We start from the raw sequence: 15,955 nt of genomic DNA on the forward strand, positions 1-15,955 counted from the left end.
ATGGATCTCAGATTTCATCTCGCCCTTTTCCGCCGCCGGTTTCCCCTCTTCCTGATCCTGCTCCTGTCCGGCACGGCCGCCGGGGTGACGCTGGCGCTGGTCCTGCCGCCCCGCTACGTGGCCGAGGCCCGGCTGATCGTCGAATCCGAGCAGATCCCGGACGAGCTGGCCGCCTCGACGGTGCGCACCGCCGCGACCGAACAGCTCCAGATCATCCAGCAGCGCATCCTGACGCGCGACAAGCTCATCGAGATGGCGAACCGGCTGAAGATCTATGCGCCGGGCCCGGGCCAGCCGCCGGTGACGCTGACGGCCGACGAGATGGTTGAAGACCTGCGCGACCGGATCGAGATCGTCATGACCGGCGGCCAGATGCGCTACAACCAGCCCGCCGATGCCACGATCGTCACGGTCGGGTTCAGCGCGCCCACCGCGGCCCTCTCGGCCCTCGTGACCAACGAGGTGGTCACGATGATCCTCGACGAGAACGTCAGGATGCGCACGAGCGTCTCGGGCCAGACGCTCGACTTCTTCACCCGCGAGGTCGAGCGGCTCGACCAGGAACTGGCCCGGCGCGGGGCCGAGATCCTCGCCTTCCGCCAGGAGCACAACGAGGCCCTGCCCGACAGCCTCGAGTTCCGGCGCGAGCAGCAGGTCGCGCTGCAGGAGCGGCTGCGCCTGCTGGCCAGCGACGAGGCCGCCGTCAGGGATCTGCGCGCGCGCTTCCTCGCCCGACATGACAGTTCGGCCCGCGAGCGGCGGGCCGGCGGACAGGCCGCGGCCACCGAGGTCGGCGCCCGGGACGGGACGGGCACCAGCACGGCCTTCGATCTCGAGCTGGCCAAGTACGACGGCCAGCTCGCCGATCTGGCCGCCCGCAAGGCCGAGGTCACCGCCGCGATGGAGGAGCTGCGCCAGTCGATCGAGGCCACGCCCGGCAATGCGGTGCAGCTCGACACGCTCGAGCGCGACTACGAGAACCTCCGGGCGCAATATGACCGTGCGGTCGCCAACCGCGCCCGGGCCGAGATCGGCGACACGATCGAGGCCCTGTCCAAGGGCCAGCGGATCACCGTGGTCGAACAGGCCATCGCCCCGTCCGAGCCGAACAGCCCGAACCGCAAGAAGATCGCGGCGGCCGGCGTCGCCGTGGGGATTGCGGCCGGGGGCGGGCTGCTGATCCTGCTCGAGATGCTGAACAGCGCGCTGCGGCGGCCGGCGGACCTGACCGCGGCCCTCGGCATCACCCCCTTCGCGACGCTGCCCTACATGCGCAGCCCGGGCGAGATCCTGCGGCGGCGGATGCTGATCGGGCTTGCCCTGGGGCTCGTGCTGGTGGCCGTGCCGGCCGGTCTCTGGGCGATCGATACCTACCACACGCCCCTCGACCTGCTTCTGAACCAGATCCTGCGGAGGATCGGCCTCGCCACCTTCCGCATCGCCGCCGCATAGGAGGGGAAGATGGAACGCATCCAGGCCGCCATCGCCAAGGCCCGCGCCGCCCGTGGCGGCAGGGATGCCTGCGGAGGCACCGCAGCCGGCTCCGACGGGGCCACGCCGCCCGCCTTCTTCGCCCGGACCGTCGCGCCCTCAGCCGAGGCGGCCGGCATCGCCGAGGCCTGGGAGGCGCTGCCCGAGGCCGCCCCCGCGTCCCGCCATCTCGCCCGCCATCATGTCGTGGCGCATCGGGGCGGGCGCGACTCCGCCCCCTTCGACGTGATGCGCACCAAGCTGCTGCACCACATGCGCGCCAAGGGCTGGCGCCGCCTTGCCATCACCTCGCCCGGGGCCGGCTGCGGCAAGAGCACGATCGCCCTGAACCTTGCCTTCAGCCTCGCCCGCCAGCCCGAGCTGCGCATCCTGCTGGTCGAGCTGGACCTGCGCCGCCCCGCCCTGGCGCGGATGCTGGGCCTGACCGGGCGCCACAGCGTGGCCGACGTGCTCGCGGGGGCGGCCACCTTCGAGGATCATGCGGTGCGGATCGGCGGGAATCTGGCGGTCGCCACCAGCCGTCAGCCTTTCCGCACCCCGTCCGAACTGCTGCAGGGCGCCTCGGTGCCGGGCGTCCTCGCCGCGATCGAGACCCGCTACGCGCCGGACATGGTGATCTTCGACATGCCGCCGCTTCTGGTCAGCGACGAGACCCTGGCCGTCGCGGGCCTCGTGGATTGCGCCCTGCTGGTCGCGGCGGCCGAGAGCACCTCGGCGCGCGAGGTGGACATCTGCGAGCGGGAGCTGGCGGAGCGGACGAACGTGCTGGGCATCGCCCTGAACAAGTGCCGCTACTTGGAGCCGGGCTATGGCTACGGCGACTACGGCTGAGCCATGGGAAAGGGGGCCGGGCCCGGCCCCCGTCAGGACATCCGTGCGGTCGCTTCAGGCCGCGAGCGACGGGCGACGGCGCAGCAGCGCCAGCGCCCCGAGCCCGCCGATCAGCAGCAGCCCGCCGGCCGGCAGCGGCACCACGTTCACGCCTTCGATCGAAGCCGTGATCGTCTTTTCCGAACCACAGAGGATGCACACGCCGTCCTCGAAGTCGAACCTGAAGGTGGAGCCCCCGATGGTCAGTTCTTGCGGCATGTCGGTCCATTTGAGGAAGCCGCCCGTGATCGTTCCGACGAAGGTCAACGCCGTCCCGAATCCGTTACCCACCACCTGAAGCTCGGGCGAGGCAAAGGCCAGAACGGCCGTGATGTCGTAGGTGGCCTTGCCCGTGCCGCGGTTGTCGAACCTGAGGAAGTCGAAGCTCACCCTGTCGCCGGTGCCGATCTCATGGGTGGCGCCCTGGACCAGCCCGCTGGCCAGCGAGGCGGTGACGCCACAATTGGAGATAATGCAGAGCGATCCTTTCTTCTCGAGAGTCACCGAAGAGGCGCTTCGGTCGATGACGAACGGCACCGTCGCGGCCTCGGCCTGCGGAGCGGCCGCCGAAAGTCCGGCAGCGACGAGGGCCGCTGCGACGGTCTTGTGCAACAAGTCGAACATTGAAACCTCCATTACGGCTTCCGCAGCGGTCGCCCAAATCAAATGAGTCACGATCAAGGTATCGTCTTTTTGTTGCCTTTAAATCAACAAAAATAAACCTGCGGCCATTTGATGGCTTGCGAGTTGCAACCTTAGGTTGATAAATCCCGTTCCTTGCGGACTTCGGGGGCGCAGATCCTCCTCGCCGGCTGGAATGGATGACCCCCTGCACAAGGAGGCGTCGGCCGGAAATCCAGCGATTCTGCAGTGATGGCACGCCCCTGGACAAGCGGGCGGGATGCGGAAAGCGGACAACGGGCCTGCCGTTGCGGCCGAAGGCGGTCCGGTCCACGGGTTCCGGGAAAAGCCTCGCTGTCTTGCGGAAGGCCGAGACGGGTTTCTTCCCCCGAGCGGACCGGGCGGGCCCGCAACCTGCCCGGATATTATCGGTTGCCTGATGGCCCCATCGAACCGGGCAAGGATATTCCGCCCATTCATTATCATCCTGGTAAAACAGGCCGCAGACTTGCGGCATTTCACGGCACGCTCAATTTCGCCTAAATTTGGACTCAAATACCGCCGATCCTCCGCTTCAGATGCCGCGCCCCGGCGGGCCGATTCCGGCCTGCCCCTCGGGCGCCTCATTCCGCGGGAGATCGATTTGATCGGAAAATTGTTCAAGACGGCGGCCGTCTGCCTCGCCCTGGCGGCAGGAACGGCGCCAGGGGCGGAGGCCGCCACCCTCTCCTTTGTGGTCGACCGGGGGCAGTCCTCTGTGGAACTCGTCGAGACCGGGCGCGGCTGCCTGGGGAACTGCAGCGTCTCCGCCTCGCTGGCCGGAAGCCTGACCACGGGCAGCACCTACGAGATCGGCACCGGCGACACGGCAACCTTCGACTTCCTGGCCTTCTCCGGCCGGGGCCAGGGCCTCGGTCTGGAGAACTACATGGTGAAGGCCGTTCTTGCCTTCTCCTCGCCTGTCCTGTCCGTGGCGAACACGGGCCACTTCACGGCGGCGGCCGTTGGCACCGTCCGGAACGGCGAGCTGATCTGGGACAGCATCGCACCGATCATCGTCGGAGGGTCGGAGTTCCGCATCTCGTTCGGCACCGGCAGCAGCCTGTTCACCAAGGGCCAATACAGCATGACCACGACCGCCACCCTCACCGGCGTCAACGTCGTGCCGCTGCCGGCCACGGGTCTTCTGCTCGTCGCGGCCGTGGGCGGGTTCGCCCTGCTGCGGCGCAGGCCGCAGGCGGCGGCCTGACCTGAACCGGCGGCCGGCCGCCGCAGCGGCCCGGCCGTCAGGCCATCGCATTGGCCCGGCCGTCAGGCCAGCGACTTGGCCCGGCCGTCAGGCCAGCGACTTGGCCAGCGCGTCGAAGGCCCGGAGGTCGGCGATGAGCCGGCCCATCCGATCCACCGGGATCATGTTCGGCCCGTCGGACGGCGCCCGGTCCGGGTCCTCGTGTGTCTCGATGAAGAGCGCCGAGACCCCCACCGCGCAGGCCGCCCGCGCCAGCACCGGGGCGAATTCGCGCTGCCCGCCCGAAGAGCCGCCAAGCCCCCCCGGCTGCTGCACCGAATGGGTCGCGTCGAACACCACCGGCCAGCCGGTCGCGGCCATGGTCGGCAGGCCACGGAAATCGGTCACCAGCGTGTTGTAGCCGAACGAGGTTCCCCGCTCGCAGAGCAGGATCTTCCGGTTGCCGGTCGAGGCGACCTTCGCGGCCACGTTGCCCATGTCCCACGGCGCAAGGAACTGGCCCTTCTTGATGTTCACGGCCTTGCCCGTCTCGCCGGCCGCCAGCAGTAGGTCGGTCTGGCGGCACAGGAACGCCGGGATCTGCAGCACGTCGCAGACCTCGGCGGCCTTCGCGCAGTGCCAGGGCTCGTGCACGTCGGTCAGGACCGGCACGCCGAACTCGTCGCGGATGGCCCCGAGGATCTCGAGGCCCTTCTCCATGCCGAGCCCGCGCGCCGTGCCCAGCGACGAGCGGTTGGCCTTGTCGTAGCTGGCCTTGAAGATGAACTTCGTCCCGGTCGGCGCGCAGGCCTCGCTGATGCGGCCCGCCATCATGCGGGCATGCTCGAGGCTTTCCAGCTGGCAGGGCCCGGTGATGAGCGCGATCGGATGGGCGCCGCCGATGGCGATCCCGCCGATGGTCACGATGGTGGGCGTCTCTGTCATGGCCGTCTCCCGTGCTGCTGACCCAGCCTTATGCCAAGCGCGCGCGGGGTTCAAACCTCGCGCGGGGGGCCCTGGGTCTCAGCCGCGGGCGTAGGCGTCCTCGTAGCGCTGGATGTCGTCCTCGCCGAGATAGGCGCCGGTCTGGACCTCGATCAGCACCATCGGCACCTTGCCCGGATTTTCCATCCGGTGGACCGCGCCGAGCGGCACATAGATCGACTGGTTCTCGCTCACCAGCCGCACCTCGCCGTCCACCGTCACGCGGGCGGTGCCCGCCACCACGATCCAGTGCTCGGCCCGGTGGTGGTGGCTCTGCAGCGAGAGCACGCCCCCCGGCTTGACCAGGATCCGCTTGACCCGGAAACGGTCGCCGAGAACCAGCGTCTCGAACCAGCCCCAGGGCCGGTGGTCGAGCGGGAAACATTCCGCCTGCGCCGCCCCCTTGCCCTTCATCGCCGCCACCGCCTCCTTCACCTCCTGCGCGCAGTCGCGGTGCGCGACCAGCACCGCATCCGGCATCGCCACGGCCACGATGTCCCTGAGCCCGATCCCCACCACCTCGAGCCCCGGCGCCTCCGAGCGCAGCAGGCTGCCCTCGCAGCGGATTGCGGTGGCGGCCCCCGCAAGCGCGTTGCCCGCCCCGTCGGGGCCCAGTTCACGCCGCACCGCCTCCCAGTCGCCCAGGTCCGACCAGTGGCCCGCGAAGGGCACGACGGCGCGGTTGGCGGCCCGCTCCATCACCGCATAGTCGATCGATATCTCCTCGGCCTCGCTCCAGGGGGCGGGGGCAAGGCGCAGGAAGCCCAGGTCGGGCGCGGCCCCCTCGACCGCGCGGCGCACCGGATCGACGAGGCCCGGCGCATGGGTCTCGAAGGCCTCGAGCATGCTGCGGACGCGGAAGAGGAAGATCCCCGCATTCCAGAAATAGCGGCCCTCCTCGAACATGCGCGTGGCGGTGGCGAGGTCGGGCTTCTCGACGAAGCGGGTCAGCGGCAGCGGCGCGAGGCAGCCCTCGGGCGGCAGGGCGGCCAGTTCGAGCCAGCCGTAGCCGGTCTCGGGCCGGGTGGGCCGGATGCCGAAGGTCACGAGCGCGCCCGCCTCGGCCGCCGCCGTCCCCGCCTCGACCGCGGCGCGGAAGGCCGCCGTATCGGGCACCACATGGTCCGAGGGGCAGACGAGCATCAGCGCCTCGGGATCGCGCGCCGCCGCATGGAGGGCGGCCGCGAGGATCGCGGGCGCGGTGTTGCGGCCGGCGGGCTCGATCAGCACGGCGCCGGGCTCGATCCCCGCCTCATGGAGCTGTTCGGTCACGATGAAGCGGAAATCGGAATTGGTGACCACCACCGGCCGGGCGAAGCCCGCCCCCGAGACCCGCTCGGCCGCGGCCTGGAACAGGGTGCGGTTCCCGGTCAGGGCGGCGAACTGCTTGGGATAGCTCTTGCGCGACAGCGGCCACAGCCGGGTGCCGGATCCTCCGCAGAGCAGGACGGGAACGATGGACGTCATGAAATGCACCCCGAACACATGATCCGCCTCAGCTTAGGCCGAGCCGCGGCCATCGGAAACGGCTTCTGTCGCCGCGGGAAACGGGGTGGGGTCATTTTTTCCGGCCGATCGGGCGACTGCGGGAAGGGGCGGAGGTGTCTCCGCCGAGGGGGTGTCACGCCGGGGGGACTCGCCCGGGTGCGGAGGCTCGATTAGAAGGGAGTCATTGAGCCCCGGAGATTTCCCATGCCCGAACCGGTTTCCCCCGCGAGCGCCGCGCCACTTGCCACCGTCACGCCGAACAGCTGGTCCTTCCTGCGCGACCCGATGATCGCCCCCACCGGCTTTCGCGAATATGACGCGCGCTGGCGCTATCCGCAGGAGATCAACCTGCCGGGCATGAGCGCGCTGGGGCTGGGGCTCGGCACCCAGATGCGGGCGCGCGGTCTGGCCGACATCGTGGTGGCCAACGACTACCGGGACTATTCGCTGGCGATCAAGCAGGCGCTGGTGCTGGGCCTGATGCGGGCGGGGGTGAGGGTGCATGACATCGGCCCCGCGCTCTCGCCCATGGCCTATTTCGCGCAGTTCCATCTGGATGTGCCGGCGGTGGCGATGGTGACGGCCAGCCACAATCCGAACGGCTGGACCGGGGTGAAGATGGGCTTCCAGCGCCCGATGACCCATGGCCCCGACGAGATGGCCGAGCTGCGCGACATCGTGCTGCAGGGCCGCGGCGAACCCGCCCCGGGGGGAAGCTACGTCTTCGCCGATGGCGTGCGCGAGGCCTATCTCGACGACCTCGCCGGCGATGTCCGCCTGTCGCGCCCGCTCAAGGTGGTCTGCGCCACCGGCAACGGCACGGCGGGCGCCTTCGCGCCCGAGCTGCTCGCGCGGATCGGGGCCGAGGTCGTGCCGCTCCATTGCGGGCTCGACTACACCTTCCCCAACTACAACCCCAACCCCGAGGCGCTCGAGATGCTGCATGACATGGCCGCGGCGGTGCGGGCCTCGGGCGCGGATCTGGCGCTCGGATTCGACGGCGACGGCGACCGCTGCGGCCTCGTGGACGACGAGGGAGAGGAGATCTTCGCCGACAAGGTGGGGGTGATCCTCGCCCGCGACTATGCCCGCCTCCATCCCGGCGCGCGCTTCGTGGTGGATGTGAAATCGACCGGCCTCTTCGCTTCGGACCCGGTGCTGAAGGATCTCGGCACCACCACCGAATACTGGAAGACCGGACACAGCCACATGAAGCGCCGGGTGTTCGAGACCGGCGCCCTCGCCGGCTTCGAGAAATCGGGCCACTATTTCCTCGCCCCCCCGGTGGGGCGCGGCTACGACTGCGGGATGCGCGTCGCGGTCGAGATCTGCCGGCTGCTCGACCGCCATCCCGGCGCCTCGATGTCCGACCTGCGGCGCGCCCTGCCCCGGACCTTCACCTCGCCCACCATGTCGCCCTTCTGCCCCGACACCGAGAAATATGCGGTGCTGGCGCGCCTCGTCGCGCGGCTCGAGGCGCTGGCCGCGACGGGCGGGGCCTTGGGCGGGCGGAAGATCACCGGGATCGTGACGGTGAACGGCGCGCGGGTGATGCTGGAGAACGGCGGCTGGGGCCTTGTGCGGGCCTCGTCGAACACGCCGAACCTGGTGGTGGTCTGCGAGAGCCCCGAAAGCGAAGCCGAACTCCGCGCCATCTTCACCGATCTCGACGCGGTGATCCGCACCGAGCCCGTGGTCGGCGCATACGACCAGCGGATCTGAACGAAGCTGGACAGGCCGTGAGAATGTCGGTCGCCGGTCAGACCCTAGAACTGATCCACAAGAAGCGACGCCAGATACTGGCCATAGTCGCTCTTGCTGAGCCCATCCGCGAGACTGCGCAGCGCATGGGCGTCGATCCAGCCATTCGCGTAGGCGATCTCTTCGGGGCAGCCGGTCTGCATTCCCTGCCGCTTCTGCAGTGTGCGCACGAAGTTGCCCGCATCGAGCAGGCTGCCATGCGTGCCGGTGTCGAGCCAGGCAAAGCCGCGGCCCATGCGCTGGACGTTGAGCGTGCCCTCGCGCAGGTAGATCTCGAGAAGCGAGGTGATCTCGATCTCGCCCCGCGCCGAGGGCGTGAGGGCGCGCGCCAGTTCGGGCGCACGGGCATCGAGGAAATAGAGCCCGGTCACGGCATAGTTCGAGGGCGGAACCTCCGGCTTCTCGATGATCTGGGTGACGCGACCGGCCTCGTCCATCGCCACTACGCCATAGCGCTCGGGGTCGGCGACGTGATAGCCGAAGACCGTGCCGCCGTCCGCCTTCGCATCCGCCCTTGCCAGCAGTTCCGGCAGACCGTGGCCGAAGAAGATGTTGTCGCCCAGCACCATGCAGGAGGGGGCGCCGGCGAGGAACTCCTCGGTCAGCGTGTAGGCCTGGGCGAGACCGCCCGGTTCGGGCTGCACCACATAGCTGAGGGCGATCCCCCACTGGCTGCCGTCCCCCAGCACGCGGCGGAACTGGTCCTGGTCCTGCGGCGTGGTGATGATCGCGATCTCGCGGATGCCGGCCAGCATCAGCACCGAGAGCGGATAATAGATCATCGGCTTGTCATAGACCGGCATCAGCTGCTTGGAGACGCCAATGGTGACCGGATAGAGCCGCGTGCCCGAGCCTCCGGCCAGGATGATGCCTTTACGAGTGGTCATTCGGAAATCTCCTGAAGATCGGCCAGAACGCGGGCGAGGCCCTGCCGCCAGTCGGGGCGGTCAAGGCCGAAGCGCGACAGGGCGGAATTGTCCATGCGGGAATTGGCCGGGCGGTGGGCCCTGGTCGGATAGTCCGAGGAGGGGATGTCCTGCACCCGGCAGGGAAGATCCGCCTGGCGGAAGATCTCGCGGGCGAAGTCGGCCCAGCTCACGTCCGGGCCGCCCGAGAGATGACAGGTGCCCGACAGATCCGGCCGCGCCGGAAGGCTGCGTGCGATGGCAAGGCAGGCGCTGGCGATGTCGGCCGCGGGCGTGGGGCCGCCCACCTGGTCCATGACCACGCTCACCGTCTCGCGCGCGGCACCGAGGCGCAGCATGGTCTTCACGAAATTCGCGCCATGGGCCGAGAACACCCAGGAGGTGCGCAGGATCGCGTGGGTGCCGCCCGCCGCCCGCACGGCCTCTTCGCCGGCAAGCTTCGAGCGGCCGTAGGCGCCGAGCGGCCCCACCGGATCCTCGGGCTGCCAGGGACGGGTGCCCTCGCCGCTGAAGACGTAGTCGGTCGAGATATGGACGAAGGGGATGCCCAGTTCCGCGCAGGCCCGCGCCATGGCGCCCGGCGCCTCACCGTTCACCACCGTCGCCTGGGCCTCCTCGTCCTCGGCGCGATCGACGGCCGTCCAGGCGGCGGCGTTGATGACCGCCTGCGGCCGGGCGTCAAGGATGGCCCGGGCGCAGGCGTCCGGATCGGCAAGGTCGGCCTCGTGGCGGCCGAGGAAGCGGGCCTCCGGGGCCTGCCGCGCCAGTTCCGTGGCGACCTGTCCGGTGCGGCCGAAGATGAGTAGGGTCATGCGGAAAACACCCTCTTCCGGGCCATGGGCAAGTCCTGCGTCAGATAGGTTTCATCATAGGTTCCGTCTGTCCAGGCGCCGAGGTCCAGGCCGGTCAGGCGGGCCGTTTCGCGGATGTCGTCATGGAATAGCGAGGACAACCAGGACAGTTCGGCCGTGGCATCGACGGCAAGGCCGGAGGTTTCGACCGGCACCACGCGTTTCGGGCCCAGGTCGTCCGGGAAGGCGCCATCCGCGTCCAGAAAGCCGGACAGGGCCTGCAGGACGGCGGCTTCGTCCTGATACAGGTCTTCCATCCGGCAAAAGAAGATGTTCTGCCGCGGGAAATGGGCCAGCAGCCGGGCAATCTGGGGCGCATAGAAGCCCCGCTCGACATAGGAGAACACCCGGAGGGCCGAATGGGCGCCCGCGCGCACCCGCGCACGCCCGCGCTCGGAGGTGGCCTCCGCGAAGGACAACTCCTCGGTGCGGCGGACGAATTCCATCTTCCAGTGCGACAAGGCCCTGTAGGCCGGGTGCCGCAGGCTGACGATGATCTTCGCCTCGGGATTGTAGTGCGCCACCCGCTCGATCGCCTGCGGCCAGTACATGTAGATCGGCGTGGCTTCTCCCCAGAGCCGATGATCGCTGGCTGCGGGGAAATGGGCCGACAGGTCCGGGATGTCGCCGGAGGTCCAGTCACGGCGTTCGTCATCAAAGACGTGCAGTTCCTTTGGCTTGGCGCAGCAGATGGCCGGATGGCGGGCAAGCTTGGCCGAAAGGGCGGTGGTTCCGCCCTTCTGCGTCCCGACGACGAAGAAGTCGAGACGCTTCACGGCCGCCCCGGCTGTCACGCCCGGACCCCCAGCCGCTCACCCACGCCCGAGCGGTCCTGCAGCGCGCGCCACCAGGGCTCGTTGGCCAGATACCAGTCCACCGTGCGCTCGAGCCCCTGATCCAGCGTGACGGAAGGCCGCCAGCCAAGCTCGGTGCGGATGCGGGTCGGATCGATCGCATAGCGCAGGTCGTGCCCCGGACGGTCGGTCACGAAGGCGATCTGGTCGGCATAGGGCGTGGCCCTGGGGCGCTTCGCATCGAGGATCGCGCAGATCTTGCGGACGATGTCGATGTTTCGCGCCTCGTTCTCGCCGCCGATGTTGTAGCTGCGGTGGTTCTGGCCCTTCGCGAGCACGGTCAGCAGCGCGTCGGCGTGATCCTCGACATAAAGCCAGTCGCGGACGTTCTCGCCTTTCCCGTAGACCGGGATCGGCTCGCCGGCCAGCGCCTTCAGGATCACCACCGGAATGAGCTTTTCCGGGAAATGGAACGGCCCGTAGTTGTTCGAGCAGTTGGTCAGCACATAGGGCAGCCCGTAGGTCTCGCCCCAGGCGCGGACCAGATGGTCCGAGGCGGCCTTGGAGGCCGAATAGGGCGAGTTCGGCGCGTAGGGCGTATCCTCGGTGAACTGGCCCGTCTCGCCCAGCGTGCCGAAGACCTCGTCGGTCGAGATGTGGTGGAAGCGGAAGCCCTGCGGTTTTCCCTGCGCCACCCACCAGGCCCGTGCGGCTTCCAGCAGCACATAGGTGCCGCGGACGTTGGTGTCGATGAAGGCGCCCGGCCCGTCGATCGAGCGGTCGACATGGCTTTCGGCCGCCAGATGCATCACCGCATCGGGGCGATGGGTGGCGAAGACCCGCGCCATGGCCTCCGCGTCGCGGATGTCGGCCTTCTCGAAGGCGTAGTTGGGGGCATGGGCGACGCTGGCCAGGTTCTCCAGGCAGGCGGCATAGGTCAGGCAGTCGACATTGACGACATGGTGGCCCTTGGCCACCGCCTGCCGCACCACCGCCGAGCCGATGAAGCCCGCTCCTCCGGTCACGATCAGTTTCATGGGGTCAGGCCTTATAGCTGAAGGGGCTGGTCCAGTCCGCGAAGCGCGGCGCGCGGGCGTCCTTGTCCGACAGGACCGCGGAGGCCGGGTCGATCCCCCAGTCCACGCCGAGGTCGGGATCGGCGAAATGCACCGCCCCGTCGCAGTCGGGGGCATAGACGTCGGTGGTCTTGTAAAGGACGACCGTTCCGGGCTCACGCGTGACGAAGCCGTGCAGGAAGCCCTTCGGCACCAGAAGCTGGCGGGCGTTGTCGGCTGTCAACTCCACCCCCACCCACTTGCCATAGGTGGGCGAGCCCACCCGCACATCGACCGCCACGTCGAGGATCGCGCCATGGCCCACGCGCACCAGCTTGTCCTGCGCGTGCGGCGGCGCCTGGTAATGCAGGCCGCGCACCGTGCCGACGGGGGCGCTGATCGACTGGTTGTCCTGCACGAAGTCGAGGTCGATCCCGAGCCCTGCGAGCGTCGCCCGGTTCCAGGATTCGCAGAAGCTGCCCCGCGCGTCGCCGAACACCCTCGGCGTCAGGATCAGCACGCCCGGCAGTTCCGTTCCCTCGATATTCATTTCTCACAAGTCCTTGAAGAGGTGCCGGATAATATTCACCCCCCGTGCTCGTGCAAGCGGGCCCTACCCCGCCGCCCGGCGCTCGATCCAGCCGAGGAAGGCAGCGTCGGCCGATCTCAGCCGGGGCTGGCCGGTGCGGTTCCAGAAGGACTGCCACTCGGCCACCAGCGCATGGACGTCCCAGCCCGGCATCAGGGCGCGCACCCGCTCGAGCGTCGCCTCGCGCAGGGCGGGGGCGAGGCCCGGCGCCAGCACCGCCTCGCGCCGGGTGACGCAGAGGATGTCGCCCGGCTCCTCGGCCAGAAGATAGCCCGGCAGCGCATTCGCCCCGATCATGTCGCGGATCATCTTGCGGAAGACCCGCAGCGGCGAGGCCGAGCCCGACTTCTTGGCCAGCGTCGCGATCGAGACCCGCCATTCCGGCTGGTGGCCGCAATGCTTGCGCGCCAGTTCATAGATCCGCCGCTCGAGCGGTTTGCGCAGCCGGAAGTAATCGCGGCTGAGCGTGAGGACCGATTTCGTGAGCACCGCCTGGAACAGCCATTCCGAGAGCGTGACCATCACCTGCACCATGCGCCCCCCGCGGGTGCGGCGCACGATCTGCCAGCTCTCGATCAGGCCGAAGCCCGTGGTGATCTCGCGCCCGCCCTGCTCGATGTTGGTCGTGATTCGGGTGCCCGCCAGCCGCTCGAACGCCTCTCGCAGCCGCTGGTAGCCGTCGCCGCTGGTCTCGCGGTTGGTGGCCGTCATCAGGTCGTGCGCGGTCAGGTGCAGCGTGCGGCTGATGGCGCGCCCGGCGTTCAGCGCGGCCATGAGCTGGCTGATGCAGTAGATCAGGATGTCCTTGTCGAAGAGCGTGGCGAGGCCGCGCACCGAAGGCGTCACCGTGATGCGGACCCCGTTGTGGGAATAGTCGAGCACCCGCAGGTCGGGCCGGGTGGCCAGCGAAAAGACCGGATGCTCCATCGAGGCCATGTCGTCCTTGGGCAGCGCATCGAGGATGTCGCAGATGAAGAAGTCCGCGGTCTCGGGGGGGCGCGCCGCGGGCGTGGCGCCGGGCGCCGGGGACACCCCGCCCGCCCCCGGCCCGTCCCCGGCAGGTGCGGGCTGCTCCGCCCCCTGCCCCGCCGTGGCCCTGCGCCCGGCCGCGGTCCGGCCCACGGCCGTTCCGCCCGCCGGACCCTCGGCCGCGGCGGGCTTTGCCGCCTTCCGCGTCCGGGCCATCCTGTCGGCAGTCTCGCCCGGTCCGGTCACGTCCGGGCCCGGGCCGGCCGCGGCCTGCCCCGCAGCACGGGATGCGCGCGCACCCGTCGCTGCGGTGGCGGCCTTCCGCCGTCCACCTGTCTCCTGCATTTCGCGTCGCCTGTGCCTGCTCGACGGCGCGGCCCCCGATGTGTCCCCGGGATGTCGCGCGCCTTCGTGGTTTCGATGACACCGACCCTAAGCCCAAGCGCCCCCTCCGTCCAGCGCGCCGCGCAGGCCAGACCCGGAAAGATCGGGGTTCCGGATTCGGAAAAGCGTGGCTTCGGAGTCGGATCTTCGGGGTTCCGGAGTCGCAAGCCGCAAGAGGTCGGGGCTGTTTCTGCCGGAAGATCAGGGGGTTGGACGGATGGCCGAAATCCTGTAACTATAAATAACCCGAAACTAACTGATGCAGTCCGGCAACGGCTTGCAGAGGGGCCCCCGCGGGGCCGTGCGGAACCCGCGAGAATCCGCCATGAAAATCAGAAAGTTGCTGCGCCGTGTGCGCATAAATTTGCCATGTCAGCAAAAAGCTGATACTTTGCCGGAAACAGAGCAGATGACCCGGAAAAGGGAACAGGCATGGCCGAGATCAGGGGACGGAAGACCGCCGCGCGCGGCCGGGTAGAACTGCGCAAGGGGCCGCCCGCGCGCGAGCCGCAGGTGCCGCTGCCGCCCTATTTCAACATCGCGCCCGACGCGGCGCTGGCCGAACTCGAGGCGCCGCTGACCACCGCGGGCTTTGCCGAGATCGCCCGCTCCTGCGCCCAGGGGCGCGAGGATCTCGCGGCGCGCGGGCTCGACGAGGAGGGCCGCAAGAGCCTGCGGCTCTTCTCGACCTGGGAGATCACCCGCTACCTGATCCCGGTCGCCACCGCCCATTTCCGCCGCGTGCTGAAGGCCAACCCCGACCTGCCGCAGGGCATCTCGGAGACCGAGGGCGGGGCCAAGTGGTTCACCCTCGACGAGGTGCTGCGGCTGCGCGCCCATTTCGCGGCCGAAGGGTCGAAGGCCAAGGAATACCGCCCCTACCGCCCCGCGGGGCTGCCCGCCAAGATGGTGGCCGTCGCGAACTTCAAGGGCGGGGTCGGCAAGACCTCGACGGCCGCGCATCTGGCCATGTCGGCCGCGCTCGACGGCTACCGGGTGCTGGTGATCGACCTGGATTCCCAAGGCTCGATGACCTCGATCTTCGGCGGCCGGGTGGCCGACGAATGGGGCACCGTCTTCCCCCTCCTCGCCCGCCACTACGCCGGCCACCTGCAGTCCGAGAACCGGCTGCGCGTCGCGCGCGGCGACCCGCCGGTGCCGCTCGACGAGACGCTGAACGAGGCGCTGAAGATCCGCGCGGGCGACCTGATCGCGAAGACCCACTGGCCCAACATCGACCTGATCGGGGCGCAGCTGAACCTCTACTGGGCCGAGTTCCAGATCCCGGTCTGGCGGATGCAGGGGCGCAGCTGGAAGCTCTGGGACGCGCTGACCGACGTGCTGGCCGAGGATGGCGTGCTGGACGGCTACGACGTGATCTTCATCGACACCCCCCCGGCCCTTGGCTACCTGACGATCAACGGGCTCGCGGCCGCCGACATCCTGCTGGTGCCGCTCGGGGCCTCGTTTCTCGAGTTCGACTCGACGGGGCGCTTTTTCGACATGCTCCATTCGACCTTCCGCTCGATCGAGGATGGCGAGAACATCGCCGCGCGCGCGCTGGGGCGCGAGGAGCTGTCCTTCGAATGGGACGCGGTGCGGGCGGTGCTGACGCGCTACGACGGGGCGCAGCAGGGCGAGATGGCGGCCCTGATGCAGGCCTACATGGGCCGCACCATGGCGCCCGAGCGCCAGGATTTCACCGCGCTGATCGGCCAGGCCGGCGAGCAGGTGAACGGCATCTACGAGGCCGATTACCGCGACTTCAACCGCGACACCTACATCCGCGGCCGCGAGACGTTTGACGCCACCTATGCCGCCTTCAAGCGGCTGCTGGTCGGCATCTGGCGGCGCGAGGAACTGGCGGCGGCCCGCGCGGCCGAATGAGCCGCCCCGCCCGATTTGTTTCGCGCGCGAAACAATGACGGGCGGTGCAGCGGGAAC

14 protein-coding genes are annotated in these 15,955 nt (G+C 69.2%); 5 read left to right on the forward strand and 9 right to left on the reverse strand.

Annotated features, from left to right (window positions below):
* Positions 1-1,452 carry a GumC family protein gene (locus FG154_RS12445; protein ID WP_246100249.1) on the forward strand — a complete coding sequence of 484 codons (1,452 nt, stop codon included), beginning with the start codon at positions 1-3 and terminating at the stop codon, positions 1,450-1,452.
* Positions 1,453-1,461: 9 nt separating this feature from the next.
* Entirely contained in the window at positions 1,462-2,322 is an 861-nt protein-coding gene (locus tag FG154_RS12450; protein ID WP_145108286.1) for a CpsD/CapB family tyrosine-protein kinase, read from the forward strand.
* A 54-nt stretch (positions 2,323-2,376) separates the two neighbouring features.
* Here the strand turns inward: FG154_RS12450 and FG154_RS21430 are convergent, their stop codons facing one another.
* Positions 2,377-2,985: a VPLPA-CTERM sorting domain-containing protein gene (locus tag FG154_RS21430; RefSeq protein ID WP_246100251.1), complete on the reverse strand. Its 609-nt coding sequence runs from the start codon at positions 2,983-2,985 to the stop codon at positions 2,377-2,379.
* Positions 2,986-3,421: 436 nt separating this feature from the next.
* On the opposite strand from FG154_RS21430, the gene FG154_RS12460 reads away from it, so the two are divergent.
* A complete protein-coding gene (locus FG154_RS12460; protein ID WP_186312348.1) occupies positions 3,422-4,231 on the forward strand; it encodes a VPLPA-CTERM sorting domain-containing protein in 810 nt (269 codons plus the stop codon).
* An 87-nt stretch (positions 4,232-4,318) separates the two neighbouring features.
* Here the strand turns inward: FG154_RS12460 and kdsA are convergent, their stop codons facing one another.
* The gene (gene kdsA, locus FG154_RS12465; RefSeq protein ID WP_145108294.1) at positions 4,319-5,155 is read right to left on the reverse strand and encodes a 3-deoxy-8-phosphooctulonate synthase; all 837 of its coding nucleotides are present in this window, start codon (positions 5,153-5,155) and stop codon (positions 4,319-4,321) included.
* A 78-nt stretch (positions 5,156-5,233) separates the two neighbouring features.
* On the reverse strand, positions 5,234-6,661 hold the full coding sequence (locus tag FG154_RS12470) for a mannose-1-phosphate guanylyltransferase/mannose-6-phosphate isomerase (protein WP_145108297.1): 1,428 nt from the start codon (positions 6,659-6,661) through the stop codon (positions 5,234-5,236).
* 225 nt (positions 6,662-6,886) lie between these two features.
* On the opposite strand from FG154_RS12470, the gene FG154_RS12475 reads away from it, so the two are divergent.
* Entirely contained in the window at positions 6,887-8,404 is a 1,518-nt protein-coding gene (locus FG154_RS12475; RefSeq protein ID WP_246100253.1) for a phosphomannomutase/phosphoglucomutase, read from the forward strand.
* Positions 8,405-8,448: 44 nt separating this feature from the next.
* Here the strand turns inward: FG154_RS12475 and rfbA are convergent, their stop codons facing one another.
* From rfbA to FG154_RS12505, 6 genes are all read right to left on the reverse strand, one after another.
* Positions 8,449-9,330 (reverse strand): glucose-1-phosphate thymidylyltransferase RfbA, encoded by an 882-nt coding sequence (gene rfbA, locus FG154_RS12480; RefSeq protein WP_145108300.1) that lies wholly within the window; start codon positions 9,328-9,330, stop codon positions 8,449-8,451.
* On the reverse strand, positions 9,327-10,181 hold the full coding sequence (rfbD, locus tag FG154_RS12485; RefSeq protein ID WP_145108303.1) for a dTDP-4-dehydrorhamnose reductase: 855 nt from the start codon (positions 10,179-10,181) through the stop codon (positions 9,327-9,329). The genes rfbA and rfbD overlap by 4 nt, the downstream gene beginning before the upstream one ends.
* Entirely contained in the window at positions 10,178-10,996 is an 819-nt protein-coding gene (locus tag FG154_RS12490; protein WP_186312349.1) for a sulfotransferase family protein, read from the reverse strand. Before FG154_RS12490 ends, rfbD begins: the two co-directional genes overlap by 4 nt.
* Before the next feature lie 14 nt (positions 10,997-11,010).
* On the reverse strand, positions 11,011-12,051 hold the full coding sequence (gene rfbB / locus FG154_RS12495; RefSeq protein WP_145108309.1) for a dTDP-glucose 4,6-dehydratase: 1,041 nt from the start codon (positions 12,049-12,051) through the stop codon (positions 11,011-11,013).
* 4 nt (positions 12,052-12,055) lie between these two features.
* A complete protein-coding gene (gene rfbC, locus FG154_RS12500) occupies positions 12,056-12,619 on the reverse strand; it encodes a dTDP-4-dehydrorhamnose 3,5-epimerase (protein WP_145108312.1) in 564 nt (187 codons plus the stop codon).
* A 63-nt stretch (positions 12,620-12,682) separates the two neighbouring features.
* Positions 12,683-13,843, reverse strand: a complete 1,161-nt coding sequence (locus tag FG154_RS12505) for a replication initiator protein A (protein ID WP_425456848.1) — start codon at positions 13,841-13,843, stop codon at positions 12,683-12,685.
* A 600-nt stretch (positions 13,844-14,443) separates the two neighbouring features.
* Between FG154_RS12505 and FG154_RS12515 the strand changes: the two genes are divergently transcribed.
* On the forward strand, positions 14,444-15,898 hold the full coding sequence (locus FG154_RS12515; protein ID WP_145108315.1) for an AAA family ATPase: 1,455 nt from the start codon (positions 14,444-14,446) through the stop codon (positions 15,896-15,898).
* Positions 15,899-15,955: the final 57 nt, after the last annotated feature.

It is taken from the genome of Cereibacter sediminicola, from assembly GCF_007668225.1.
In the GTDB taxonomy this organism is placed as follows: Bacteria; Pseudomonadota; Alphaproteobacteria; order Rhodobacterales; family Rhodobacteraceae; genus Cereibacter_A; species Cereibacter_A azotoformans.